At 48.4% G+C, this 25,595-nt stretch carries 21 protein-coding genes; 6 read left to right on the top strand and 15 right to left on the bottom strand.

The window, feature by feature from the left end:
- Positions 1 to 250 precede the first annotated feature (250 nt).
- The 9 genes from P3T48_RS06600 to P3T48_RS06640 all read right to left on the bottom strand — a co-directional run bounded on the left by P3T48_RS06600 (position 251) and on the right by P3T48_RS06640 (position 10,885).
- The gene (locus tag P3T48_RS06600; protein ID WP_276506106.1) at positions 251 to 952 is read right to left on the bottom strand and encodes a metal ABC transporter ATP-binding protein; all 702 of its coding nucleotides are present in this window, start codon (positions 950 to 952) and stop codon (positions 251 to 253) included.
- A gap of 32 nt (positions 953 to 984) precedes the next feature.
- Positions 985 to 1,866 (bottom strand): metal ABC transporter solute-binding protein, Zn/Mn family, encoded by an 882-nt coding sequence (locus P3T48_RS06605; RefSeq protein ID WP_276506107.1) that lies wholly within the window; start codon positions 1,864 to 1,866, stop codon positions 985 to 987.
- A 3-nt stretch (positions 1,867 to 1,869) separates the two neighbouring features.
- Complete coding sequence (locus P3T48_RS06610; protein WP_022251705.1) at positions 1,870 to 2,325, bottom strand: YqaA family protein; 456 nt, start codon at positions 2,323 to 2,325, stop codon at positions 1,870 to 1,872.
- Positions 2,322 to 3,269: a hypothetical protein gene (locus tag P3T48_RS06615; protein ID WP_276506108.1), complete on the bottom strand. Its 948-nt coding sequence runs from the start codon at positions 3,267 to 3,269 to the stop codon at positions 2,322 to 2,324. The genes P3T48_RS06610 and P3T48_RS06615 overlap by 4 nt, the downstream gene beginning before the upstream one ends.
- Before the next feature lie 101 nt (positions 3,270 to 3,370).
- On the bottom strand, positions 3,371 to 4,639 hold the full coding sequence (gene purD, locus P3T48_RS06620) for a phosphoribosylamine--glycine ligase (RefSeq protein ID WP_276506109.1): 1,269 nt from the start codon (positions 4,637 to 4,639) through the stop codon (positions 3,371 to 3,373).
- Positions 4,640 to 4,659: 20 nt separating this feature from the next.
- The gene (locus tag P3T48_RS06625) at positions 4,660 to 6,906 is read right to left on the bottom strand and encodes a S9 family peptidase (RefSeq protein ID WP_276506110.1); all 2,247 of its coding nucleotides are present in this window, start codon (positions 6,904 to 6,906) and stop codon (positions 4,660 to 4,662) included.
- Positions 6,907 to 6,975: 69 nt separating this feature from the next.
- Positions 6,976 to 8,532: a THUMP domain-containing class I SAM-dependent RNA methyltransferase gene (locus P3T48_RS06630; RefSeq protein ID WP_276506111.1), complete on the bottom strand. Its 1,557-nt coding sequence runs from the start codon at positions 8,530 to 8,532 to the stop codon at positions 6,976 to 6,978.
- Positions 8,516 to 9,457 carry a serine O-acetyltransferase EpsC gene (gene epsC / locus P3T48_RS06635; protein WP_276506112.1) on the bottom strand — a complete coding sequence of 314 codons (942 nt, stop codon included), beginning with the start codon at positions 9,455 to 9,457 and terminating at the stop codon, positions 8,516 to 8,518. Before epsC ends, P3T48_RS06630 begins: the two co-directional genes overlap by 17 nt.
- A 48-nt stretch (positions 9,458 to 9,505) precedes the next feature.
- Complete coding sequence (locus P3T48_RS06640) at positions 9,506 to 10,885, bottom strand: MATE family efflux transporter (protein WP_276506113.1); 1,380 nt, start codon at positions 10,883 to 10,885, stop codon at positions 9,506 to 9,508.
- A 136-nt stretch (positions 10,886 to 11,021) separates the two neighbouring features.
- Here P3T48_RS06640 and P3T48_RS06645 point away from each other — a divergent pair, with 136 nt between their 5' ends.
- The gene (locus tag P3T48_RS06645; protein WP_276506114.1) at positions 11,022 to 12,242 is read left to right on the top strand and encodes an N-acetyltransferase; all 1,221 of its coding nucleotides are present in this window, start codon (positions 11,022 to 11,024) and stop codon (positions 12,240 to 12,242) included.
- 29 nt (positions 12,243 to 12,271) lie between these two features.
- Here P3T48_RS06645 and P3T48_RS06650 read toward each other — a convergent pair whose 3' ends face one another.
- The 4 genes from P3T48_RS06650 to P3T48_RS06665 form a co-directional block, all read right to left on the bottom strand.
- Positions 12,272 to 13,120, bottom strand: a complete 849-nt coding sequence (locus P3T48_RS06650; protein WP_022251697.1) for a phosphatase PAP2 family protein — start codon at positions 13,118 to 13,120, stop codon at positions 12,272 to 12,274.
- Entirely contained in the window at positions 13,117 to 13,761 is a 645-nt protein-coding gene (locus P3T48_RS06655; RefSeq protein ID WP_217757405.1) for a CDP-alcohol phosphatidyltransferase family protein, read from the bottom strand. Before P3T48_RS06655 ends, P3T48_RS06650 begins: the two co-directional genes overlap by 4 nt.
- A 75-nt stretch (positions 13,762 to 13,836) precedes the next feature.
- The gene (locus P3T48_RS06660; RefSeq protein ID WP_276506115.1) at positions 13,837 to 14,277 is read right to left on the bottom strand and encodes a GtrA family protein; all 441 of its coding nucleotides are present in this window, start codon (positions 14,275 to 14,277) and stop codon (positions 13,837 to 13,839) included.
- Positions 14,265 to 14,801: a phosphatidylglycerophosphatase A family protein gene (locus P3T48_RS06665; protein WP_158463013.1), complete on the bottom strand. Its 537-nt coding sequence runs from the start codon at positions 14,799 to 14,801 to the stop codon at positions 14,265 to 14,267. Before P3T48_RS06665 ends, P3T48_RS06660 begins: the two co-directional genes overlap by 13 nt.
- A 398-nt stretch (positions 14,802 to 15,199) precedes the next feature.
- On the opposite strand from P3T48_RS06665, the gene P3T48_RS06670 reads away from it, so the two are divergent.
- The 3 genes from P3T48_RS06670 (at position 15,200) to P3T48_RS06680 (ending at position 19,942) form a co-directional block, all read left to right on the top strand.
- On the top strand, positions 15,200 to 17,752 hold the full coding sequence (locus tag P3T48_RS06670) for a DUF5686 and carboxypeptidase-like regulatory domain-containing protein (protein WP_276506116.1): 2,553 nt from the start codon (positions 15,200 to 15,202) through the stop codon (positions 17,750 to 17,752).
- Positions 17,753 to 17,810: 58 nt separating this feature from the next.
- Positions 17,811 to 18,476 carry a helix-turn-helix transcriptional regulator gene (locus P3T48_RS06675; protein WP_276506117.1) on the top strand — a complete coding sequence of 222 codons (666 nt, stop codon included), beginning with the start codon at positions 17,811 to 17,813 and terminating at the stop codon, positions 18,474 to 18,476.
- 452 nt (positions 18,477 to 18,928) lie between these two features.
- The gene (locus tag P3T48_RS06680; protein ID WP_158463012.1) at positions 18,929 to 19,942 is read left to right on the top strand and encodes a LacI family DNA-binding transcriptional regulator; all 1,014 of its coding nucleotides are present in this window, start codon (positions 18,929 to 18,931) and stop codon (positions 19,940 to 19,942) included.
- Between the two features lie 393 nt (positions 19,943 to 20,335).
- On the opposite strand, the gene P3T48_RS06685 is transcribed toward P3T48_RS06680, so the two are convergent.
- Positions 20,336 to 20,539, bottom strand: coding sequence for a hypothetical protein (locus tag P3T48_RS06685; protein ID WP_276506118.1), 204 nt, complete (start codon positions 20,537 to 20,539; stop codon positions 20,336 to 20,338).
- A gap of 75 nt (positions 20,540 to 20,614) precedes the next feature.
- Complete coding sequence (locus P3T48_RS06690; protein WP_276506119.1) at positions 20,615 to 23,143, bottom strand: hypothetical protein; 2,529 nt, start codon at positions 23,141 to 23,143, stop codon at positions 20,615 to 20,617.
- A gap of 288 nt (positions 23,144 to 23,431) precedes the next feature.
- On the opposite strand from P3T48_RS06690, the gene P3T48_RS06695 reads away from it, so the two are divergent.
- Both P3T48_RS06695 and P3T48_RS06700 read left to right on the top strand, forming a co-directional pair.
- Complete coding sequence (locus P3T48_RS06695) at positions 23,432 to 24,556, top strand: helix-turn-helix domain-containing protein (protein ID WP_276506120.1); 1,125 nt, start codon at positions 23,432 to 23,434, stop codon at positions 24,554 to 24,556.
- 403 nt (positions 24,557 to 24,959) lie between these two features.
- A complete protein-coding gene (locus P3T48_RS06700; protein WP_276506121.1) occupies positions 24,960 to 25,538 on the top strand; it encodes a GNAT family N-acetyltransferase in 579 nt (192 codons plus the stop codon).
- Positions 25,539 to 25,595 lie beyond the last annotated feature (57 nt).

Here is a 25,595-nt window from a genome sequence, read left to right on the forward strand (position 1 = left end):
TCCTTAAAAAGGATAAAACGATCAAGGGAAGTATCAACTTAAAAAGAATGAAAGCTGGCTGGGACGAAAATTACCTGTCAAAACTTTTGGAGGCGAACGCATTTTGATGCGTCCGCCCTGCTGCAAGAGAATGAACAAATTATAACTAACAGAAACAATTTGTATAGTATTGAAGTAACAACTCACGACTATATGAATGTTGAGTAGTTACAAACAGAATTGGGTAATATCCTTTAAAGCTCTTGAAAGTTTATACTTTGAGGAAATGTTCCTCGAGTTTTTCCTTCGGCATGTCGGCAGTATCGTGATAGTGCAGATGGTGGTTCACGCAGGCGATGTGCTTCATATTGTGCAGCACTTCGGCAATGTCGTGGCTTACGATGATGATGGCGCATTCCTTGTTGATTTGCTCCAGCATCTCGTACATCTGTTTCTGGAATCGACGGTCGATGTAAGTGTTGGGCTCGTCGAGTATCACGACATCGGGTTTTGACACGATGGCGCGTGCCAAGAGAACACGCTGAAGTTGTCCTCCGCTCAAGGCTCCGATGTGCCGGTCTTTCAAGTCGGACAGCTGCATACGATTCAAGGTATCGGCTACGAGCTGGTGATGCTCTTTGCTGAAACGAGCCAAGAGACTCTTCGACTTGTTGAGTCCGGAGAGCACCACTTCGTATACAGAGATGGGAAACTGCTTGTCGAGGTCGTTGTATTGTGGCAGGTATCCCATGGTGATTTCCTTTACCGGCTTGCCGTCTTTATAGTAGCTGATGTTTCCCTCGGTGGGGTTCATCAGTCCGAGAATAAGACGCATGAGGGTTGTCTTTCCGCCGCCATTGGGTCCGATAATACCCAGATAGTCGTCCTGATAGATGGTGAGGTTGACGTCGTGGAGTACTTCCTTGCCTTCGTAGCCTGCTGCGAGGTGCTCGATTTTTATGATTGGATTCATGTTGTTCTGTGTTTATGGTCTTGAGGCGACTCTTACTTGTCAGCCACAATCAGTTGTTTGCCTTGTATTGCCAATGATGCTTCTTGCATCGCCATGTTCCATTCGCCTTGCAAGGGGTTGATCTCCATCGCATGGGTGTGGGTCTCCTTGATGAATACCGACGTGTTGCGGTTGGCAAACTCTGTCTGTATGAGGCAGTATTTTATCTTCTCTTTCTTGGCTCTCTCGATGAGGCTCTTGAGTTGGGCGACACTCGGTTCCCTGCCTTCCTCCTCGATGGCGAGCTGTTCCAACTTGTAATCACGGGCGAAGTAGGTGAGGATGGGGTGGTAAATCACAAACTTGCGTACCATCTCAGGGTTCTTCTGGAAGCTCATTCTGATGGTGCTGTCTCTCTGGTCGATGATGCGGAGCAGCGACTGATAGTTCTTCTCAAAGAAAGCCTTGTGCTTGGGTTCGAGATTGCAGAGCGCCTTGAGGATGTTGGAGGAGATAATTCGGGCGTTGCTGCAACTCATCCATACATGTGGGTCGATATTGCCGCCGGGTGTCTTGGCAGGTGAGATGCCCACGGAGGTGTCGACCACCTTCATGTGAGGAGCATTGTCGTGAAGCTTCTGCATCCAGGTCTGCTCGAAACCGATGTTTCCTACCTTGAGATAGAGGGCACTCTTAGAGAGTTCCACCATCTGCTGGGCAGTGGGTTCGTAAGTCTCGGGATTGCCACCGGCAGGAACCATCACGTTGACATCCACCTTGTCCTGGGCTATCTTATCGACGAAATACTGGTAGGGAGGTATGGTGACGGTTACCATTGGCTTGCCATCGCTCTCGGCGAGGGCAGTCTTCTGTTGATTGCCCTTGCAGCCCACCAACAGAGTGCATATTATAATAAGGTATATAAATCTCTTCATACTTTAAAAAATAAAACTCAATCCATAGACTAACAATATGTATCTGAGCACCTTGCCGATGGTGATGCTGAGGATGGAAATAGGAATGTTGGCTCTTGTCAATCCCAATACGATGGTGATGGCACTACCCAACAGGGGCAGAAAAGCGAAGAATCCCATCCAGGCACCTCGTCCAGCCATGAAGCGCTCTGCCTTGTCGAGGCTCTCTTTCTTCACGTGCAGGTATTGCTCTATCCATTCCATCTTGCCCAAACGTCCCACACCATAGTTGAACATTGAGCCCAGGACATTGCCGATGCTGCCATAGATGATGAGCGGGACGGGGTCAAGACCTGCAGCCTGCAGTCCTGCCATGACCGCCTCGCTGCTGAAGGGGAAGAAACTGCCGGCAAGGAATGCTGCCACGAGCATGCCCCAGTAGCCCCATTCTACCAGGAACGAAATAAGCCAGGCTATCATAACAGCATGACGGGGGAAAACAGGAGGTTGTACAACAGTAGCAGTACAGCCATCACAAGGATGGTGATGAAGGTGATGTTGCACAACTTACCCTTGGTGAAGGTAATGAAATGGGCGAAGAGGGGTGCCGTACAGACTATCATGATGCCCTCGAGTTCGTATTCATGCTGAGGCTGGAGTACGAGGAAGAGGAAGCTGACGATGTCGAGCATGATGAACGACTCGTAGATCATGCGGGTGCGAATCTTGTCGGCGTAGCTGGTACGCAGGAAGTGGATTGCTCCGATGACCGCCAGCAGGGTGATGAAGCTGAGGTTCACCAACTGATGCACGGTTATCATGGAATAGTCGAACAGCGTGTGGAAGTCGATGAAACTGGCAAAATGAGCGATGAGGTAGTCGATGTTGTTGGTATAGACAAAGAATCCGGCCGCAAACCAGTAGGGGATGATGACTCCCAGGATGGAGGCTGCAAAGTTGCGGAGACTGAAGGAGTTGGTGAAGAACATCATCATCGCCCACAGTATGGGCAGATAATAGAGTATCTGTACAAACTCCATCGAGGCTATGCCCAAACAGGCGAAGGCATAGAAGGTGCGGCCCGTGGATTGCCGGTCCTGATAGCCGTTCCAGATGAGCAGGGTGAAGGCAATGAAACAGAGGGTCACCACGTTGGCATGGAGCGACGGCTCGGGGAGTGAGGTGACCGACAGGAGTGTCAGGAAACTGCACGACACCATGCGGCTGTAGGTACGCATCAGGGCATTGCGGTTGTTGAGCTCTACCATGAGAAGGGTAGAGGCGAGTGCAAACGCCAGCTCAGTCCAGATGTCACCCTGTACTAAACCTACAGCAACCCATATCATGGCGATAAGGGTTGCTGTTACTGGTAACGAGAAGCGGCTTACCGCTATCTTGTTCTGAAAGGTCTTATGTCTTAACATCTATATTAGTGTTTAGTGATTAGTGACTCATGTTTGCTTGTGAGGCAAACGACAGGACATCGGCCTGATTCATCATTAATCACTACTAATTAAACATTGTCTTAAAGGTCCTGTCCGATGTCGGAACGGAAGTATTTGTCGGTGAACTGAATCTTCTGAGCCTCGGCGAAGCTCTTCTTCAGTGCCTCTTCTTTGTCCTTGCCATAGCTGCTCACGCAGATGACACGTCCGCCATTGGTTACTACCTGACCGTCTTTGAGAGCAGTACCGGAATGGAACACAACGGAGCCTTCTACCTGGTCGATGCCCTCGATGGGGTAACCCTTCTTGTAAGCCTCAGGATAACCGCCGCTGACGAGCATCACGCAGACTGCCGCACGCTCGTCGAACTCGATGCTGCGCTCGTCGAGATTGCCTTCAGCCACACCTTCGAAGAGGTCTACGATGTCGCTCTTCAGACGGAGCATCACACTCTCGGTCTCTGGATCGCCCATACGGCAGTTGTACTCGATGACCATGGGTTCGCCCTCTACATTGATCAGACCGAAGAAGATGAAACCCTTGTAGTCGATGTTCTCCTCGGCAAGACCCTCTACGGTAGGACGGATGATACGCTCGTCAACCTTCTGCATCCACTCCTTGGTGGCAAAAGGTACAGGTGTGACGCTTCCCATACCGCCTGTGTTGAGGCCTGTGTCGTGCTCACCGATACGCTTGTAGTCTTTGGCTTCGGGCAGGATCTTGTAGTTCTTGCCGTCGGTAAGTACAAATACCGAGCACTCGATGCCGCTGAGGAACTCCTCGATGACCACACGGGCAGAGGCGTTGCCGAACATACCGCCGAGCATCTCACGGAACTCTTTCTTGGCCTCCTCGAGGGTTGGAAGGATGAGGACACCCTTGCCGGCACAGAGTCCGTCAGCCTTCAGTACGTAAGGAGCCTTCAGGGTCTCGAGAAATTTCAAGCCTTCCTCGACGGTGGTGCCGTCGAAGGTCTCGTATTTGGCTGTAGGGATGTTGTGGCGCTTCATGAACTGCTTGGCGAAATCCTTGCTTCCCTCAAGCACGGCACCAGCCTTTGATGGACCGATGACAGGGATGTTCTTGGTACGTGGGTCAGCCTTGAAATCATCGTACACACCCTTTACCAATGGGTCTTCAGGACCTACTATCACCATGTTGACACGCTTTTCTACGGCGAAATTCTTAAGTGCCTCGAAGTCGTCGGCCTTGATGTCTACGTTCTCACCGACATTCATCGTACCGGCATTGCCTGGTGCGATAAAGAGTTTCTCCACTTTCTCGCTCTGTGCGATTTTCCATGCTAAGGCGTGCTCACGGCCACCGCCTCCTAACAATAAAATTTTCATTTGCTGTAAGTTATTGTTTGTTATTTCAAATAATCGAAGAAATACTGGCTGATGCGCTCGTGCAGATGCGTGCTCTGATGTCCTCGCATATTGTGAGGCTCGCCAGGGTAGACAAAGAAGTCGGGCTGTGTGCCGGCTGCAATGCAGGCCTTGAGGAAGGTGAGGCAGTGCTGTGGCACTACTGTCACATCGTTCAAGCCCTGTATGATCTGCAACTTGCCCTTGAGGTTCTTGGCCTGGTAGAGCAAGGAGGTTTTCTTGTAGCCTTCAGGGTTGGTCTGTGGTGTGTCCATATAGCGTTCGCCATACATCACCTCATACCAGTGCCAGTCGATAACAGGTCCTCCTGCCACACCTACCTTGAAGACCTCAGGATAGTTGGTCATCAGCGATATGGTCATGAATCCTCCGAAACTCCATCCGTGAACGCCTATTCTGTCAGCATCCACATAGGGAAGGGTCTTGAGATATTCCACACCCTTCATCTGGTCCTGCATCTCTATCTGTCCGAGTTGACGGAAGGTGGCCTGTTCGAAAGCTTTGCCACGGTTCTCGCTTCCACGGTTGTCGAGGATGAAGAGCAGATAGCCCTTCTCTGCCATGTAGGTTTCCCAACCACGGCTGCTGTAGTTCCAGCGGGCGTCTACGTTGTGGGCATGAGGTCCACCGTATACATATATAATGGTGGGATATTTCTTGGCAGGGTCGAAGTTGGTGGGTTTCACCATGCGCCAGTAGAGATCGGTCTCGCCATCGGCCGCCTTGACAGTGCCGCAGCTGTATTCCGGTACATTGTAGCCCTTCCATGGGTTTTCGGCTGTGAAGTATGCTGTGCGCTTGCCGTTCTCTGTATTCACGATGGCTATCTTGCGAGGCACATCAGGAGTAGAGTAGTTGTCATAGACAAACTGTCCGCTCTCGCTCAGGGTGGCATTGTGCCATCCCTTGCCACAGTCGTCCATCATGGTGCGCTTGCCAGTCTGGGTGTCTACTAAGAAGATGTTTCTCTGAATAGGTGAGCACTCGTTGCTGGCTATGATGATGCTCTTGCGCTTTCTGTTGAAACCGAGCACTTCCATCACTTCCCACTTGCCAGAAGTCAGCTGACGGATGTCGAGCGACTCGGTGTTGCTTGCCATGCGACTGCCATGCTTGCCCAATGTGCAGAGATAAAGATGATTGTAGCCATCCTTGCGGCTCTGCATGATGAAACGGTTGCTGTCCCAAGGCAGGAACATGATAGGATGGAGTGGCTCTACATATTTCTCATCGGTCTCGCGATAGAGCTCGCCAGTCTTCTCGCCGGTTTCTGCATCATAGGCAGTAAGGCGGCTGTCGTTTTGGTCGCGGTTGACCTCGAACATATAGACGGTCTTGCTGTCGGGGCTCCATGCTATGTTGGTGAAGTAACGGTCGGTAGGGTCGCCAGCCTTCAGATAGATGGTCTTTCCTGTAAGACAGTCGAACACACCCACGGTGACCTGATGAGAGGTCTCGCCAGCCATAGGATATTTGTCGGGAGCGGGAGTAGCGATGCAACTCTGTGTCTCGGGATGATCGAAGCCTATCTCAGGTATGTTGACCTGAGGATAATCGGTCACCATGCTTTGGTCCATGCGATAGAAAGCCAGTCTTTCACCATTGGGACTCCAGAAGGTGCCTTTCGATATGCCGAACTCATCGCGGTGAACGCTTTGCCCGTACACGATCTCGCGGCTTCCATCAGCAGAGAGTTGGAAATCGTGCGATTTCTTCTCCTTGGTCATTGCGTTCTCGGGTGCCGCATTGAAGGTACGTACATACAGGTTGCTGCCTTTCAGGTAAGCGAAGGCGTTCTGCTGAGTGTTGGCTTCGAGGAGATCTTCGCCCTCTTGAAACTCCAACTCGCTGATCAGACGGTGCTTCCTGAAGTCGACGGTATAGGTCTTGCTGCCGTTGCTTACCATAACGATGCTCTTGCCAGCAAAGGGGAATCTGGCATTGTAAAGAGCCCTTACCTTTACGTCCTTGGTAGGAGCAATCCACTGGTTGATGTCGTTGATGCCGAAGAGTTTCGTTTCCTTGCCATTGGTTTTGTTTACCAGATAGCAAGCATCTACATCCTGGCGTACAAGCTGGTCGCCCCACCAGGTGCACCAGCGGTTCTTTGCCACCATATTGCGATAATTGTTGCCGCCGAAGTTCAGGTCTTCGAGTGTAAATGTCTTATCGCCCTTCTGTGCAGGAACTACGCCCTGTGCCTGTGTGTTGACTGCAGATATAGCCATTATAGTAACCAGTGAAACTTGGTATAGAGATTTTCTAAAATTCATGATTTTTTGTTTGTTCTTTACTTTTTAGTCCTCATCGCCGAAGTTGTCGAAGCCACGTTTTCCTCCACGCTTGAAGTCCTTGCCACCTCTTTTGAAGTCGCCTCCACGCTTGAAGTCTTTTCCTCCACGCTTGAAGCCACGGTCGCCTCCCTTGAAGTTGCGGTCGCCTCCCTTGAAACTCTTGCCAGAGCGTCTGTCATCGTTGTCGTCGTTGCGTCGTCCTGCCGAACGTGTCTTGTTGCCACGACGGATGTCCTCGCGGTTTTTCTCGAAGTCGGCAAAGCGGCTGGTATGGAACTTGAATGAGCGAATATCGTCTTCTTCGTTCTCTGTCTCCTCGGTGATGCGCTTCTTGAACTCGCGCTCCTTCTTGAAACGGTGCTTTTGTGCCATCTCTCGCTTCTCGCTGTCGGTCTTTACGATGCCGCCTTCGGAGCGGAAGTCCTTCATCTTGCCGTCAAACATGACATATTTACGGAACTCGCACTCCAAGCTTCCATTGAATACAGGAATCTTGATACTTGGCTTCAAGCCGATCTGCTCAAAGCATTCCTCGCGATAGCTCAGTACCCAGGCCTCGTTGCCGGCAAAGGCCTTCTTGAAGCGTTCGCCAATCATCTTGTATGTGCCCAAGAGGTTAGGGGTAGAGATGCGCTCGCCGTAAGGAGGATTCATCACGATGATGCTCTTCTCGGCAGGCTGCTCGAAATCCTTGAAGTCTTTCTGTGCGATGGTGATGTCTTTGGTCATACCGGCTGCACGCACATTGAGAGCCGCTGTGTTGACAGCCTTCATGTCTATATCATAGCCATAGATGTGGTGCTCGAACTCACGTTCCTGTGAATCGTCGTTATAGATACGGTCGAAGAGCTCCTGATCGAAGTCGTTCCACTTCTCGAAGGCGAATTCTTTACGGAATACTCCTGGCGAGATGTTGCGGGCAATGAGGGCAGCCTCGATGGCGATGGTTCCAGAACCACACATTGGGTCGATGAGGTCGCACTCGCCCTTCCAGCCTGTCATGAGAATCATACCGGCAGCAAGTACCTCGTTGAGAGGTGCCTCCACCTGCTCCTGTCTGTAGCCACGACGATGCAGACTCTCACCACTTGAGTCGAGACTCAGGGTAGCCTTGTCTTCTGCAATGTGAATGTTGAGGCGGATGTCTGGATTGGAAACGCTGATATTAGGTCGTGTGCCGAGTTTCTCGCGGAACCAGTCCACGATGGCATCCTTTACCTTATAAGTAACGAAGCGTGAGTTGCGGAACTCCTCCGAGTAGACCACAGAGTCGACCGAGAATGTCTTCTTCACGTCGAGAATGTCGTCCCATTTAATCTTCTGCACCTCGTCGTACACTTCTTCGGCAGAGCGAGCCTTGAAGTGCTTGATGGGTTTGAGTACTCGGATGGCAGTGTGCAACTGGAAGTTGGCACGATACATCATTTCCTTGTCGCCTGTGAAGGAAACCATACGGCGACCTATCTGTACATTGTTGGCACCCAACTGGGTGAGCTCCTCAGCCAAGACGGGCTCTAAGCCCATGAAGGTCTTGGCAATGAGTTCAAATTCCTGTTCCATTATTGAATTCTATGTCTAATAAACTTGTTTTTTCTTTCTTGTATTTCTTTGTCTTTGGCTGCATATCCTTGGTGACCCATACGTTGGCTCCCACGACGCATCCCTTGCCAATGGTGATTCGTCCTAAGATGGTGGCATTGGCGTACACGATGACGTCATCCTCAAGGATAGGATGGCGTGGAATGCCCTTGATAGGATTACCGTCCTTGTCGAGTGGGAAGCTCTTGGCCCCGAGGGTTACTCCCTGGTAGAGTTTCACATTGTTGCCAATGATACAGGTGGCACCTATTACCACACCCGTTCCGTGGTCGATGGTAAAATGTTTGCCGATCGTTGCTTCGGGATGAATGTCGATACCCGTCTCAGAGTGTGCCAGCTCGGTCATCATTCTGGGGATGAGTGGCACGCCAAGTTCGAAGAGTACATGGGCTATACGGTAATTGGTGATGGCCTTGATCACAGGATAGCAGGAGATGATTTCTCCCTGGCTTACAGCAGCAGGGTCGCCTTCGTAGGCCGCCTCCACGTCGGTGGCAAGAATCTTTCTGAGTCGGGGAAACTCCATGATGGCTTTGGCTGCTATGACACCGGCCTTGGCTCTCTGTCGCAGCAGTTCTTGTGAGGTCTCGCTTTCGCAGTCGTTGGCAAAGCAGAGGCCTGCGAGAATCTGTTCTGTCAGTTTCTCGTAGAGTTTCTCCACTCTCACTCCGATGTGGTATTTGATAGTGGATATGTTGACCGATGAGTTACCATAATATCCGGGGAAAAGGATGGAGCGGGATAAATTGATGATTTCTTCGAGCGCCTTGCCCGAAGGAAGCGGGTTCCCGTCCCTGTGCTGATGAAACAGACCTTTCAGCGACTTGGGGCATGAAAGCTCTTCGATGGTTTCTGTCAGCTGATGAGTTAGCTTGTCTTTGCTCATTTCTCAATTGTGTCAGTAAAAATCCGTTGCAAAGTTACGATTTTTTTCTTATTTCCCAAAAGTTTGTGGTGTTTTTTGTTTTTCTGCCTGTTCTTTCTTCATATCACGGAAGGCACTCCAGGCAATGGGAGCCGCCAGGGCAAAGGAGCAAATGTCGGCACATGCCTGGCACATCTCGACACCAAGAAGTCCGAAACAATGGGGCAGGATGATGATGAGCGGGATGAAGAAAAGACCACTTCTGGCGGCGGCTACCAGGTTGGCGCGTATAGGCTTTCTAATGGTCTGCGTGAGCATATTGGTCAATACGATGAAGGCCACGAGTGGAAAGCTGAGTACCTGCCAGCGCAGGGCTGCTGTTCCCACACTCACCACTTCGTTCTCGTCTCTGAAGAGAGTGATGATGGATTCGGCAGAGACAAATCCTGCAACAGCGCAGACGGTAAGGAAGATCGTGCCGCACTTGATACAGAAGGTGAAGGCTTCTTTTACACGACTGTAGAGACGTGCGCCATAACAGAATCCGCAAAGTGGCTGGAATCCCTGTCCCAAACCGATGACGATGGCATAGGTGAAGAAGGCTATTCGGGTGACAATACTCATGCCGGCGATGGCTGCGTCTCCGTATGAGCCTGCTGCCACGTTGAGCATCAAGGTGGAAATACTGCCTAATCCTTGTCTCGAGAGCGAGGGTGTTCCTCCTGCTATGATCTCCTTCAGGAATGCCTTCGTAGGTGTGAAAAGCCGTGGCTCGATACGAATGTTCTGTCCCTTGGTTGTCATTAGAAGAAGCATGAGGCATCCGAAGCATTGACTGATTAGTGTGGCAATGGCGGCTCCCGTGATTCCCAAACAGAAATAAAGGATGAGTATTGGAGCCAATACGAGGTTGAGTAACACACCCGACAGAATACCTTTCATGGCATACATCGTGTTGCCCTGAAAGCGCATCTGGTTGTTGAGAGTCAGCGACATGGTCATCATCGGAGCCCCGAGCAGGATAATGCCCAAGTAGCGTTCTGTATAGGGAAGAATGGTAGGGGTGGAACCGAGCAGCAGAGAGAGTGGTGTAAGAAATGACAGTCCGAGGATGGTGATGCAGAGTCCTGAAATGAAACTGAGCACGACTCCGGTAGCAGCCATCTTGCGTGCGCTGTCAGTGTCCTTGGCTCCCAAACGTCGTGAGATATAGTTGCCAGATCCATGTCCGAAGAAGAATCCTACAGCCTGTATGACAGCCATCATACAGAAGGAGATGCCCACGGCAGCCACACTCTGTGTGTTGATACGGCTCACAAAATAGGTGTCAGCAAGATTGTACATACTTGTAGAAAGCATGCTTACAATGGTAGGCACAGCCATTGTGAATATCACTTTATGTACTGGGGCATGGGTGAGGAATGTGTAATTGTCGGTCTCTCTTTTCATGCGTGCAAAAGTACTGCTTTTTTCCGACAAAGCCAAGGCTTGTGTGGTGTAATGTATCTAAATCAGTGTTAATTATTCAGAACACATTTCAAACCTAAAATTTGCATATTTTGAAATATCTTTGTAACTTTGCGGCATGAAAGAAACAATGCTACAAGGCAATCAGATAGAAATCAAGAAGGTGAGCAGTAAGAAAGACATGGATGCTTTTATCGGTTTTTACTGCGATCTTTATAAAGATAATGAGTATGCTGTTCCATTCATCCGATTCGATGAGGAGAACACTTTGTCGAAGGAACGAAACTCTTCCTTCGAGTTCTGTGAGGCGGAGTATTACCTGGCCTTGAGAGGAGGAAGGGTGGTGGGACGTGTGGCTGCCATCATCAATCATCGTGCCAACGAGGAGTGGCAGAAGAAGCAGGTTCGCTTCGGATGGTTCGACTTCATTGACGACCCAGATGTGTCGCGTGCTTTATTGGAGACGGTGGAGCAGTATGGCCGTGAACATGGAATGACAGAAATGGTAGGACCACTTGGTTTTACCGATATGGATCGTGAGGGAATGCTTATCGAAGGCTTCGACCGTCTTGCCACAGCCTATGTTATCTACAACTATCCTTATTATCCTCAGCACATCGAGGCTTTGGGAGGATTCGAGAAAGATAACGACTGGATGGAATATCGCATCAAGGTGCCTGAGGTGACACCCGAGAAGTTTGCCAAGACGGCACAGATGATAGAACGAAGGTACAACCTGCATCCTTACCGCTTCAGCCGCAGTCAGTTGGTGAAGAAAGGTATGGGACATCGCATCTTCGAGATACTGAACGAGACTTATGCCAACCTGTACGACTTCCAGCAGTTGTCTGAGAAGCAAATCAACCAGTTGATAGACCAGTACATCAAGATGGCTGACCTCGATCTGGTGGTTGGCGTGGTTGACCGAAGTGTGACAGCAGCTGATGACGAGCAGGGTGTTTCGCAGGAAGAGATAGATGAGCTGGGTGGAAAGTTGGTAGGCTTTGGCGTTTCCTTCCCCTCTTTTGCCAGAGCCTTGCAGAAGACACGCAACGGCAAGCTTCTGCCTTGGGGATGGTGGCATCTGCTGAAGGTGCTCAAGTGGCATAAGACAGATACTGTAGATCTGTTGCTCATCGGTGTGTTGCCTGCCTACCGTGTCAAGGGTGCCAATGCCATCATTTTTGCCCATCTCATAGAGCAGTATCATAAGTATGGTTTCAAGTGGGCAGAGGCAATGCCGCAGATGGAGTCGAACACGGGCGTAAGAAACCAGTGGCAATATTTGGAGAGCGAACAGCATCGACGCCGTCGCTGTTTCAAAAAGGTGCTTGCCTGAACTATGGCTTCTTCAACCCGCGTGAGGTGTTAATGTACTTCTTGGCTATTCCTGTTCAGGAATCTTTTGAAAACTACTTTCTCCATGAGCAGGATGCCAATGATTGCGGTCATGATGCCAAGCAGTACATCGATGATGTAGTGATGACCCGAGTAGACTGCTGTCCACCAAATGCCCATACAGATGATGGCGAAGGCTGCAGTGGTAAACCAATGCTGGTGACTCTTGGCTGCATAGAAGGTGGTGATCAACATATAGGCTGCATGCAGACTGGGTACGGCAGCAAAGACATTGGCATTGTGACAATAGATGGAGTGGAAGACAGGATAGCCCACCAACTCGTCAAAGCGTGCCAGACCTGCCACATTGCCCGGTGTTCCCAAGATGGGGGAGAACCCATACTCCATCACATACCAGGGTGGTGAGGCTGGATGGATGTAATAGCCTACAAAGCCTATGAGGTTGACCGCAAGGAATGTCCATGAGAAACGCACAAACCAACGATATTCTTTCTTCGAGAACAGATAGAGCGCAAAGCCTACTGGAACAGGAACCCAGCAGAGGTAGAAGAATCCTGCCATAAGGTCGGGCAGGGCTGCATGGTGCACACTGAAGTATTCGCCTGGAATCATCATCTGCGAATGGTCGGCAATGGCCTGAAACTCTGTTGGAGTCTGTGCTGCTATGCCGAAAAGAGACTTCTCGGCTTCATAAAGTCCACGTACATCGATGCTACCTACCATATAATTAGGGTAGAAGCGCATGGAGTCGTATGTCACGGCAAAGATGAGCCATGGCAGGAAATAAAGTGCAAACTTGCGGGTCTTCTGCCATGCTATGAGCAGGGCGAAGACTGCGATGAGATACAAACTTGTCATTCTGCCTCCTTTTTATTCATCACGATGTAGCAATGTGCTATGCGCCAGAAAGCTGTGATGTTGGCGAGTACGGCTATGAGAATCATACCGCCGGCAAGCCACCATATATCTGCCATGCAACCAGTGAGCATGGCTGTGACAGCTGTCACTACAACTCGTTCGGGGCGTTGCATCAGTCCAACCTTGCACTCGATGTCCAGTCCCTCGGCTCGGGCACGTACGTAGCTCACCATTACTGAGCCTATCATGGCTGCAAAGGTGACGATGCCCATCCAAAAGCCCATCTCGTCTTGCATGCGCAAGAAGTAAAGGCAGATGCCGAAGAGGCTTACCAGTTCGCTATAGCGGTCGAGTGTCGAGTCCCATAATGCTCCAAAAAGGCTGCTTTTTCCACTCATTCGTGCCAGACGGCCGTCCATCATGTCGAAGAGTCCTGCAGCAAGGATGATGAGTCCTCCCCATCCCAAGAGTTCCAGACTCTGTGTGAGAGCTGCCTCAACGAAGAAACCAGCTGCCACGATATTGCCTATGAAACCGATGAAGGTAACAATGTTGGGGGTGATGTGCAAACGGATCATCGCCTTGATGATAGGATTGATGATCACATAGATGACTTTCTGTAAGAAATCTCTGTAGTTCATATTTTTTGAATTGTTATTGATTCTGAATGTTTTGGTCAACTTCTTTGACTTCTGAACTTGTGAAAGCTCAATGTCTTAATTTTCTTCGGCAGACTTCTGTTGGGCAGGCTTGAATACAAACTTGCGCTGGGCAGGATAGTTGACCAACAGGGCAACGAGGATGCTCACCACACTCTTGGGTATGAGATAGTGAATATCGAGGCGCTCGTGACTGTTGATAAACTCGGTAAGTGCGATGGTGCCTCCCGAATTGAGTAACCAACTGATGGCCCATACGATGAAATATCGCCATGCCACACTTCTTTTCCTGCGATTGGAATCGTCGAAAACGTAACGGTAGTTCAGGCAACAGTTGGTCACGCCACCTGCCATCACGCCCAAGGCATTTGCCAGACCATAATAGATTCCTACGATGTCGGACAGCATGAATGCCAGACCGAAGTCTACCGCGGAGCCCATCGAAGCCGTAACCTCTGCCTTGCCGAAAGTATATAGTTCATGTTTTATCTTACCCATGCCCATGCTATTTTGATAATAACCATCGTGATTGCCGCATAGACACCTCCAAGGATGTCATCGGCCATCACGTAGAAAGCACCTCTCATGCGGTCAAGGCGCTTGATGCCAAGAGGCTTTACCATATCATAGAAGCGGAAAAGCACCAATGCAATCACAGCCCACCAGAGTGAGTCGGCTTTGTGACCAGCTTCTTCGAAAGGTATGATGAGCGACAGTGGAATCCATACTCCCACAATCTCATCGATAACCACGCGGCTTGGATCTTCGCCCCAGTAGGGCTGGAGTTGTGCGGTGGCCCATGTGCCCAATATGGTGAATACTACGGTCAGCAGCAACATGGTGGTCTGCAATGTTGTTCCGTCCAATCCTGCAAATAATGCTATCACGGCCCATATCAGCGTGCCCAATACTGAGCCGGCAGTTCCTGGACCCCAAGGCCAGAAACCGCTGCCTAAGCCTGTTCCTATAATCGTTGGCAGCAGGGGTGGACGTTTGTCTGTCAGGTTGCCTTTATCGTTCATATCTTGGTTTCTGTTTTTTGCTATTTCTTTTAGTCTTTTCTCTTTTGTCCTTACACCTTATTATATATAGACCTCAAGTTTTGCAGTTCGCTTGCGCGCACCTTTTCTCGCCATGACAGAGTGAAAGCAAGCTTTCTCTGCCCATTTGGCTTAACGAAAACGTTCAGTTTGCAAAATTACGCCAAAAACCTTAAATAACCAAATAGTTTTTTCCAATATTCGACAAATATGCCAAAAATAAGGTAAAAAACTAAATTAATTAAAAAGTTTTCCTCTCTTTTCAGATAATATTTATAACTTTGCAATCAAAATCAGTGAAGGGGAGAGTGTGCCCTGATAAAGACAGAAAGAATTACAAGAAAGAGAAGAGTTATAAAAAACAAAAAGGTATTTAGGACATGAAGATTAAACTCCGCATATATATGATGGTTGTGCTGCTTGTTGCTTTGACGCAGCAGATGATGGCACAACAGAAAATATCAGGTCGCGTCATCGACGTTGACGGATTTGCTGTACCTTATGCCAGCGTGCAGTACCGAGGACACAGAATAGCTGTGTCGAGCGATGGCGAAGGCCGCTTCTCCATAGAAAAGCATGAAGGTTGGATGCTTACCGTGAGTGCCTTGAGTTACAAGACGCAGACGGTGAAGGTGGACGCCAACACCAACTTCCTTGAGATAAAACTAAAGGATGACAGCCGTAGGCTCAATGAAGTGGTGGTGAAGTCGAAACGGGGTAAGTACAAGCGCAAGGACAATCCTGCTGTGGAGCTGATGCGCCGCGTTATCGCAGCCAAGAAGAAAACCGATCTGGCCAACCATCCATACTATCAGTATGACAAATATCAGAAGATAACCCTTGCCCTGAACGACCTTTCGAAGGAACAGCTTGAAGGCAAGTTTTTCAGTAAACGACAATATCTACTCGACCAGGTGGAGAAATCGCCCTATAATGGTAAACTCACTCTCCCTGTGAGTGTCGACGAGACGGTATCGCAGCATATCTATCGCAAAGATCCCAAGAGCGAGAAAGATATCATCAAGGGACAGCAGACTAATGGTATTGGTCAGGTGATACAGACGGGTGAGATTCTGAGTACCACGATGAAAGACGTGTTTACCGATGTGGATATCTATGATGACTATGTGCGCCTGTTGCAGTATCCCTTCCCGTCGCCCATCGGCAGAACGGCTATTTCCTTTTATCATTATTATATAGAGGACACGGTCTATGTGGAGCGCGACCTCTGCTATCATCTGCAGTTTATTCCTGCCAACTCGCAGGACTTCGGCTTCCGTGGCGAACTGTATGTGACAGCCGACAGTATGCTGCATGTCAAGAAATGCAATCTCTATATGCCTCACAACAGCGACGTGAACTGGGTGAAGGATATGAAGATAGAGCAGGAATTCACACGTTTGGACAATGGTGAATGGGTGCTTTCCAAGGATGATATGGTGGCGGAAATACATACCAACAAGGTGCTGCAAGACTTGCTCGTGGTGCGCAACACCCGACTTACCGACTATTCCTTCGACGAACTGCCCAAGGTACTTTTCAAGGGCAAGGCTAAAGTGCGGCATGACATAGATGCCATGAACCGCGATGAGGCTTACTGGAACAAGTACCGGCAGGTGGACCTGACCAAGAGTGAATCGTCGATGGACAGTTTCATCCACCGCATGGAGAATTCCAAAGGTTTCAAGTGGATCATCCTGGGTGTAAAGGCTCTCATGGAGAACTATGTGGAGATAGGAAGTGGTCCGGGCGGAAAGAAAAGTAAGTTCGACCTCGGTCCTGTCAACACCTATCTGTCGAAAAACTATGTAGACGGCATACGTCTTCGTCTGGCTGGTCGTACCATGGCTGCGCTCAATCCCCATTTCTTCTGGAACGGCTATGCGGCCTATGGTACGAAGAGTAACGAATGGTATACAGGACATGTGTTGACCTACTCGCTCAACAAGAAGAAAAACAGTCCCTTCGAGTTCCCGATGCGGAATGTTACCTTTGAGGTGTCCCGTGACATCATGTCGCCTTCCGATGACAACCTGCAGCACAACAAGGACAATATCTTCATGACCTTCCGTGCGGCAACGCAGGACGAGATGTTCCTCTATCATCGACAGCGGCTCGCCTTTACCTACGAGACCGATTGGGGACTGCGTTTTAATACCGGTATACGCTGGCAGAGCAACCGTACTGCAGGCAATCTTCACTACTTCACACTGGATGGAAACGAGGTGAAGAAAATCAGAATGACCGACATCAATGTGGGCATCAATTACAATCCTGGAGTCACCTATGTCAACACTAAGCAGCAACGACTGCCTATCAACCTCGACAGTCCAGAGATAGGAATCTCGCATACCATGGGCTTTAAAGGCTTTATGGGCGGACAGTATCACAGCAACATCACGAAAGTGAGTATCTATAAGCGTCAGTGGCTTGGCAGTTTCGGTTATCTCGACTTCCATGCTGTGGGTCAGGCTCAATGGAACAAGGTGCCATTCCCGATGCTCATCCTGCCGCCTGTCAACCTCTCGTACTTTGAGTCTGAATCGAGTGTGAGCCTGATGAGAGACTGGGAGTTTCTCAACGACCGTCAGGTGTTTGCGTCTCTGTCGTGGGATATGAATGGCAAGTTGCTCAACCGTATTCCGCTCATCAAGAAGCTGAAGTGGCGTGAATATTTCGCCGTGAAAGGCGTATGGGGAAACCTCACCGATAAGAACAATCCTTATTTGGAGAAAAACCAAGGGGATGCGGAACTGTTTAAGTTCCCAAGCAAATCGCACGTGATGAACAATACACCCTACTGGGAGTGTGTGGCTGGTGTACACAACATATTCAAGTTCTTTGCTGTAGAGTATGTGCGTCGACTCACCTATCTGAATAATGAGGACATCAGCAAGTGGGGCATACGTTTCGGATTCTCGATGACATTCTAAATGGGAGAATGTGTGAAAGAGTATAGGCAGAAAATATCAACATAAAAACAAGCATGCGATGAGAATATTTCTGGCAGACAGACAGGACATTACCCGTATGGGACTGGTTCACATCATTCAGCAGATGAATGTTGGCGATAAGGAGGAAATGCCTGGAATTGAGTGGAAGTACGTAGAGGACAAGGCAGAATTGATGCTTGCCCTGAAGGATGACGATGATGCGGTGGTAGTGCTTGACTATACGCTCTTCGATATCAACGATGCCGATGAGCTGCTCATCCTGCACCAGCGATTCACCCACACCCGATGGTTGCTCTTCAGCGAAGACCTGAGTGTGGACTTTGTACGTGTGCTCATAGCAAGCAGTACGCAGTTCAGTATCTTGACCAAAGATAGTCAGCTGTCGGAAATCAAGGCTGCCATTCTGTATTGTGTGCAGGGCAATCGCTTTATCTGTCAGCACATGACGGAGGTGCTTCTTGCACCGCCACCTGCCAAGACTGAGGAAAAAGTGAAACTTACCAAGACAGAGACAGAGATTCTGATAGACATCGCTCTCGGTATGACGACCAAGGAAATAGCCGAAAAACGTTTCTCCAGCTTTCATACTGTCAACACTCATCGCAAGAACATCTTCAGAAAGCTCGATGTCAACAATGCTCATGAAGCGACCAAGTATGCCTTGAGAGCTGGACTCATCGACTCGGCAGAATATTATATCTAACTTCAATAAATTCCCACACCCTGCGAAAGTTGAGTGATATATTGGCACGACAGGCGCAGTGCCTTTAAGTAAGCGCACAAAAAAAGCTTAGAAATGTCTCACGACATCACTAAGCTCCAATTTTCTAACTAACTTATTATCAACTATTCATTACTTTTCTGAGTGCAAAATTACAAGAAATAATGAAACCTTAATATGTTTTTCATAAAAAAATGCACGTAAACGTTTTCGATTCACGAAAAAATGATGTATCTTTGCAGAAGATTGGCGGCACTCGGCAATTTGAAAACAAGTTTTCATTGCGCTTGTTTGCACAATCTTTGCAAAAGATTGGCGGCACTCGGCAATTTGAAAGCAAACTTTCATTGCGCTTGCTTGCTTTATCTCTGTACAAAAAAGGCAGCAAGATGCCATGTTGAAATTAATATATAGCTTAAACTTATTTACCACACATGAAGCCACGCAGAACATCACTCAAAGATCTCGCCGACCATTTGGGCGTGAGCATAGCTACCGTATCAAGAGCTTTGCGAAACAGCCATGAGGTGGGAGAGGAGATGACACGAAAAGTGAAAGAGCTTGCCAAGCAGTTGAACTACCGTCCCAATCCCTTTGCGCAAAGCCTTCGCAAGGAAGCGCCAAGGGTCATTGGAGTCATCGTTCCCAACTTGGTAACCCATTACTATGCAGCTGTGCTTGATGGTATAGAAGATTATGCCTCCAAACAGGGCTACTCTGTTATCAGTGCCAACAGTCATGAGGACCATACCCGCGAAGAGCGTGCCCTCGACAACTTCCTTAATATGCATGTGGAAGGCATCATCGCCTGTCTGGCACAGGATACTGTGGATTATTCCCATTTCGAACAACTCCATGACATGAGCATTCCGCTCGTATTCTTTGCCCGATGCTGTCTCGAAGACAAGTTCTCGCAGGTGGTGGCTAATGGAGATGTTGCAGCACAGGAAGCCACTCAGCACATGATAGAGACGGGCTCCAAGAGGATAGCCTTCATCGGAGGACCAAATAATCTGGATATGGTACGCCGACGCAAACATGGTTATCTCGAGGCTTTGCGTGAAAACCGTATCACGATAGACCGAGACCTTGTGGTGTGCGACAAGATAGACTTCGAGGTGGCTCGCAACAATACCCTCCGACTGCTTGAGGGCCCCAATCCGCCAGATGCCATTCTTGCCTTTAATGACATCATCACCTATGCTGCCTTTGATGCCATCAAGGCCAAGGGACTTCGCATACCTGAAGATGTAGCCATCATCGGTTTCACCGATGGTGATGCTGCTGCCTTTGTTACTCCTCGTCTCACTGCCATTATGGACAAGGCGCACGAGCAGGGTGCAAAAGCCTGCGAACTGCTCATGAGAAATATCAATGGAGATAATAAGATATATAAGGAGGTGGTTCCGATGATTCTCAAGATACGAGAAAGTTCTGAGAAGCTTTAAATACCCCACCTGCCTGCTACCGAATAAACCTAATAACGACATCAAAAACCTGATGCTCATGACGCTAAAAACAAATTGTCTTGAAGGGAAAGGGTACTCTAACTGCCAAGGCGGTAGGTCTGCAACAGGCGCAAATCCAGCTTTAGCAGATTAAGCTATCTATGATGAAGTTTCGCAATTTTTTCCCCACACGCCCTGAAGGGGCAGAAGCTCTTAGCCCAGGGCAGCGCCCTGGGTATAATGCCAATCTGCAAGGCGCCCTGTAAGGGCAAAAGCTTTGTATATTGTCCGGTATTTTAAAGCTTTTGCCCTTACAGGGCGACAGGTTTGCGTCCGTAATTACCCAGGGCGCTGCCCTGGGCTAAGAGCTTCTGCCCCTTCAGGGCGTGTTCCTTACCAGTTGTCTGGGTCGAACGGGTCTTCATCGTCGAATGTACCTTCTCCCTTGTCCCAGATGATTTCGCCCCAGGTGGATGGCTCTTCTTCAGGGTCTTGTGACTCTGAGCGTTCCGTCCATTTAGGAGGAGAGCCTGCGCAGATGCTGCAAGTCTCAGCCATGATGGTTGTGGTCATAGGACACATATATCTTTTTTTCATCGTCTGTCGATTTTGAGTGTTTTACTAATAGTTTTGTTAGTCCAGGCTTTCTTGCTCAAGACTTGTAGCTCCCGATTATCTCTTGATAACTTTCTTGCCGTTCAGAATGTAGATTCCACTTGGAAGTCCGTCCAAGGAACTGCTGTTGCTGATGAGTTGACCGTTCAGGCTATAGATGCCATGGGCGAATCTGTCAATTCTGCTTTCTTCTTCGCCATAGATGATGGGGCTGATGCCTGTGGTCTTGTCCAAGGATACACCATCAAGGAAAACGTTGGCAGGTTTGGCTGGGTTGCCGTCAGAGGCGGACTTAGGTGCGAACCATACGCTGAAGCCTCGCAAGCCTCTTGCTCTTTTAGCGGAAGAATACATCTTACCATTGGAGAAGAAGTAGCAGCCCGTCAGGTCGCTGCGACCATCTATGATGGTTGGCTTGTCCGTGATGGTCCATTTGCCGTAATCTTTATCGCCCTCTGTTGTATTCTGTGTGCCAGGTCCGAAGGTTCTGGCAAATGTTCCAAAGGCTATCATTTTGCCGTTGCCACTGACGAAAGGAGTTCCAGAGCCGTCAACGGCAATGCTGCTGTTGGTTGTCCAGTTCGTTGTCTTCATATTGGTGAGGTCGTTCTTGTTCTCTTTGTTAACAGTGAATGTGACATTGGGAATGTCGATATGGTTCATGCCGATGCTCACCCGTACATCCTTCGCCTGGTCGTTGCCTGTCGAACTCAGCAAGGCTGTGTAGGCAGGTGATTGTTCCAGTTCGGTATGCTTGGTAGGGAAAATGATATAAGGTACGTAGGCTTCCATCACAGTTGTTTCGTTTCCCGCCTTGCTCATGTCTATGCTGACAAACTGTATCTCATTGCTGGTCAACTTGTCGAGTTTTGCCAGTTTCATGTTAGGACCGAATGCCTGCGTGAGTTGGTCCTTGGTGAGGCTTACGGGCAAGACGAAGCCATTCCACTTGTCCTTGTCGAAGGTCTTGTTGAGGTGGAGCGTCACACTCTTGTAGGTGTTGGAGCAATTCTCCAGATATTCCAAGTTGTCCCTGTCCTGGTCGAGAACCAAGTCGCCATCAGTTGTCTTGCTTGTATAGAGGAGTCGGAAGTCATCGAATACCGTCCACTCTCCTTCCACAGGCTCCTTGTCATTCTGCGTTCCGATTTCGATACCGAACCGGATAGTGCCGCCATCTTTAGGTACTTGTACCAGCACGCTGTTGAAGTATTTGTGACTACCGTAGAATTCCTTGGCAGCATAGTCCATATTCTGTTCTTCGATATGTAGCGCTTCCTTTTCCTGTGCAGACATGTAATCAGTCTGTCCCAAGATGGTGGCATGCATCGTTTGGGTGTCTGCAGTGTTGCCGCTCTTCACCAAGCAGGCATAGAGCTTTGCCTTAGTGGTAGTGGAGAATCCCTTGCACTCGATGACGTATGCACCGCCATGACTTACTTTGACATCCTGGTAGATGGTGCCTCGGAAATTCTTGACATCAGCGCAATAATACTTGCCGCAATGACGCTCGTAATTCTTGCTTTCTTTGAACGTGATAGCATTGCTGCCATCGGGAAATTTGTAGCTTTTTATCTTTTTGTCTTCGAAATCATTGGTATATTCATCGCCTATCTTGCAATAGCCGGCAGTTGTTACATCGCTGTTAACGTAAGGTTTGTAATAATGCTCCAAACCCAATCTGATCTTGCCTTCTTCACTTCTTCTATATTGATAAGCCTTCCAGTTGCTCATAGCCGCATTCTCACGAGAGAAGCCTGGGCATTGCAGACGGAAGGTCAGGTCAATGGACGAGATGATGTTGTCGGTGTTCTTGTCCTGGAGATCTAATATCTGTTGGTAAGACAGGAATCTCCATTCGTCGTTGCCGTTTGCTATGTCTTGGCTTCCTTCTTCCACGGCATAGCAGTTCTTGTCCACGTCGCCTTGTGTCTTGGCTGCGATGAGGTAATACTTGGGGCTGTCAAATTTAGGTGATGCGTTTGGAAAAGATGAGGTGTTGCTGTACGTATATAGCCTGTAGGTGTTGGTCTTTCCAGAAACAGGCTTCAGTTCCCAGCCTCTCTTGACGATCTTTTCCGATATGAGTCCTTTATAAATATATGCTCTGTCTATATACACACCTTTGTCTTCAGGTTCACTTCCCCCTGTCTCGTATTCCAGATAATTTCCTTCTCCTTTTTCTGTCTTGTCCTTCGAGTCAAACTCTTGAGCAAGGTGAATCCATCCTTCACTGTCGATATGTATCCATAGCGGCATTCCGTATTCTTTCAAAGAGACATGAGTTCCCCAATAGCCTCCTGCATTGAGCAGCAGACCCGTCTTGACATTGTAGAGGAAGAAGATCTTGCTTTTGTCTTTTTCAGGAAAAGTGTAGTCGCTGATGTAAGCAGCTCTTACCTGATCCTCGCTGCAACCAGTCAGCGATTCGATGCCCGCGATGGGGGTTCCATTCGTATTGGTATCCTGGGCTTGTACTTGGAGACTTCCTCCAATGACGAATAGAAGCACGACAAGGAGAGCAATGAATGTGGTAAATCTCTTTTGTGCTGCTTCGTTGTGCTGTTGTTGTAGTTTTTTTCTCATTTCATTTCAATTTAGAAAAGTCTTTGTGTAAGTTTTACTCATACTATTTTCGACGCTCAGTTCTTGGTGATGAATAGTTGGAGCGCCAGTTATAAACGTTTGCAAAGGTAGTGGAAACTTTGTAGTGAATACTTTTAATAATGGAAATATTTTCCTTTTTACAATTTCAAAAATGGAAAAAATGACGCAAAAGTGTAAAAAGAGTGAAAAATGTCGCTTTTTTGTCTTAATTCGGGGGGGGGTAATAATTATTTTTTGTACTTTTGTATTGCGTAATTAAAATTGTATATGATAGAGTTGTTAGAGCATTATTTCATTGTGTTGATTCAATGTGTTGGAGCCATTTATTTTGGCCTCGGCATTGTCCTGTTGTTTGGAAAAGTGCCTCTTGCTGCCGAATATCTTCCTTATTGCAAGGCGAAGAGATGTTTGGCAACTACATATTTTATCATGGGATTGAATCTTTTCGTCTACTTAGCTATTTCCAGCTCTGCCGATTGGAAAGCGCTCAATCCATATATCAAGTGCGCTGATTTTATCTTCTTCTATCTGGAAGCCATCTTCTTCTTTTCTACTTTCTTCTATTTGTTGGACGAGAAGTATATGTCGTGGCGAAACTTCAGTAAGGACTGGATTGTCTTCCTGACATCTGTTGCCCTGATGATAACTTCCACCATAGGAGTCTTTGGCAAAGTGGGTGCTTGGGTCTCGTGGTTCCCCTTCTTCATGTTCTTTGTGCAATACGTGTTGTTCTTGAGACGTTTCTATATCCTATATAATGAGAAGAGGAGTAAACTGGACAATTACTTTGCGGAGGATATGCAGCAGTTTATGTTCTGGATTAAGAAGAGTGTCATCCTCATCATCCTTATCAGTGTGCTGTGTTTCACCACGTTGTTTGGGGGCGTTATCTACAATTATCTTTTCCAGGTTTATGTCGTCTCTGCCAATTTCTACATAGCCATCAGTTTCATCAACTATGCCTCCATGTATGGTAAGTTGAACAGCGCTGAGGTAACGGACAGAGAAAGGATGGAGACAGATACAGAAAAACTGAAATCCTCGAAGACAGACAACTATGAGCAGCTCTTTGGTGAGCAAGTGAAGAGATGGATTTCCGAAAAGCGGTTCCTCGCTCCTCAGTTGACGATAGATGACTTGGCAGCAGAGATGGGTACCAACAAGCTATATATGTCTCGCTATATCAACCGTAAACATGGTACCAACTTCAGCACCTGGATTACGAAGCTGCGTCTGGAAGAGGCAAAAAGCTATATGCGTGAGAATCCGAATGTCAAACAGGAAGAGGTGGCTATCTATTCCGGTTTCTCCTCGTCCTCTTATTTCTCAAGGGTGTTCTCGCGCTTTGAGAGCAAGACGCCAGCATCCTGGCGTAAGGAACAAAATGTTTAAAATAGTACATGTTTTGTTAATCGCAGAGTCATATCCTTGTCAAGGACGGAAGTTTGATCCTATCTTTATCGTCCAGGTGATGCAAAGATAGAGGTGGTAAGAAAATAAAATGAACTTTTGTTCGTTATATAATATAACAGAACTTTCGCATGTGGTTTAAGTACGGGCTGAAGGCCCAAAAGCTCTTAGCCCAGGGCATCGCCCTGGGTACAATGACAATCAGAAAGGCGCCCTGTAAGGGCAAAAGCTTTGTATATTGTTAGGAGTTTTAAAGCTTTTGCCCTTACAGGGCGCCAAGTTTGCGAACATGATAACCCTGGGCGATGCCCTGGGCTAAGAGCTTCTGCCCCTTCAGGGCGTGTAGGGAAAAACTTGCGAAACTTGATCATAAAACGACATAGAAATGAATGTACGAGTAGAAGGGGCTACTGCCAGTTTGGCAGCGCCTATTGCCTCACTCATTATGGAGGCGATGAATCATGAGTGTTGCCAGAATCTGGCAGGTAAAGATCATACGATAGAGGATTTCCGACGGGTGATGACGGAACTGGTGGCTCTCGATGACAGTCAGTACAGCTATCGCAATACGCTTTGTGCTTTTACTGATGATGGTCGGTTGGCTGGCATCTGTGTATCTTATGATGGAGGTGAGCTGCATCGTTTGCGCCGTCGTTTCATAGAGGCTGCTCAACGGGAGTTTGGTATCGACTATTCGGATATGGACGATGAGACACAGGCTGGCGAGCTTTACATCGACAGCATCGCTGTGTCGGAAGAGTTCCGGGGGCATGGCATTGCCAAATATTTGCTGAAAGCAGTCATCGAGCGTGCACGTGAGATGGGATTGCCTGCTGTAGGACTGCTTGTCGACAAGGGAAACCCTCGCGCGGAGTCCTTATATAATAAGGTGGGATTTCTGTACGCCAATGATTCTGCATGGGGAGGTCATGAGATGCGGCATCTGCAATATCAGATAGACTGAATGGTCGCTTAAAGAAATATGGCTGTCGACAATCCTAAGGAGAGTTGACAGCCATAT

It is taken from the genome of Segatella intestinalis, assembly GCF_029348455.1.
Taxonomy (GTDB): Bacteria; Bacteroidota; Bacteroidia; order Bacteroidales; family Bacteroidaceae; genus Prevotella.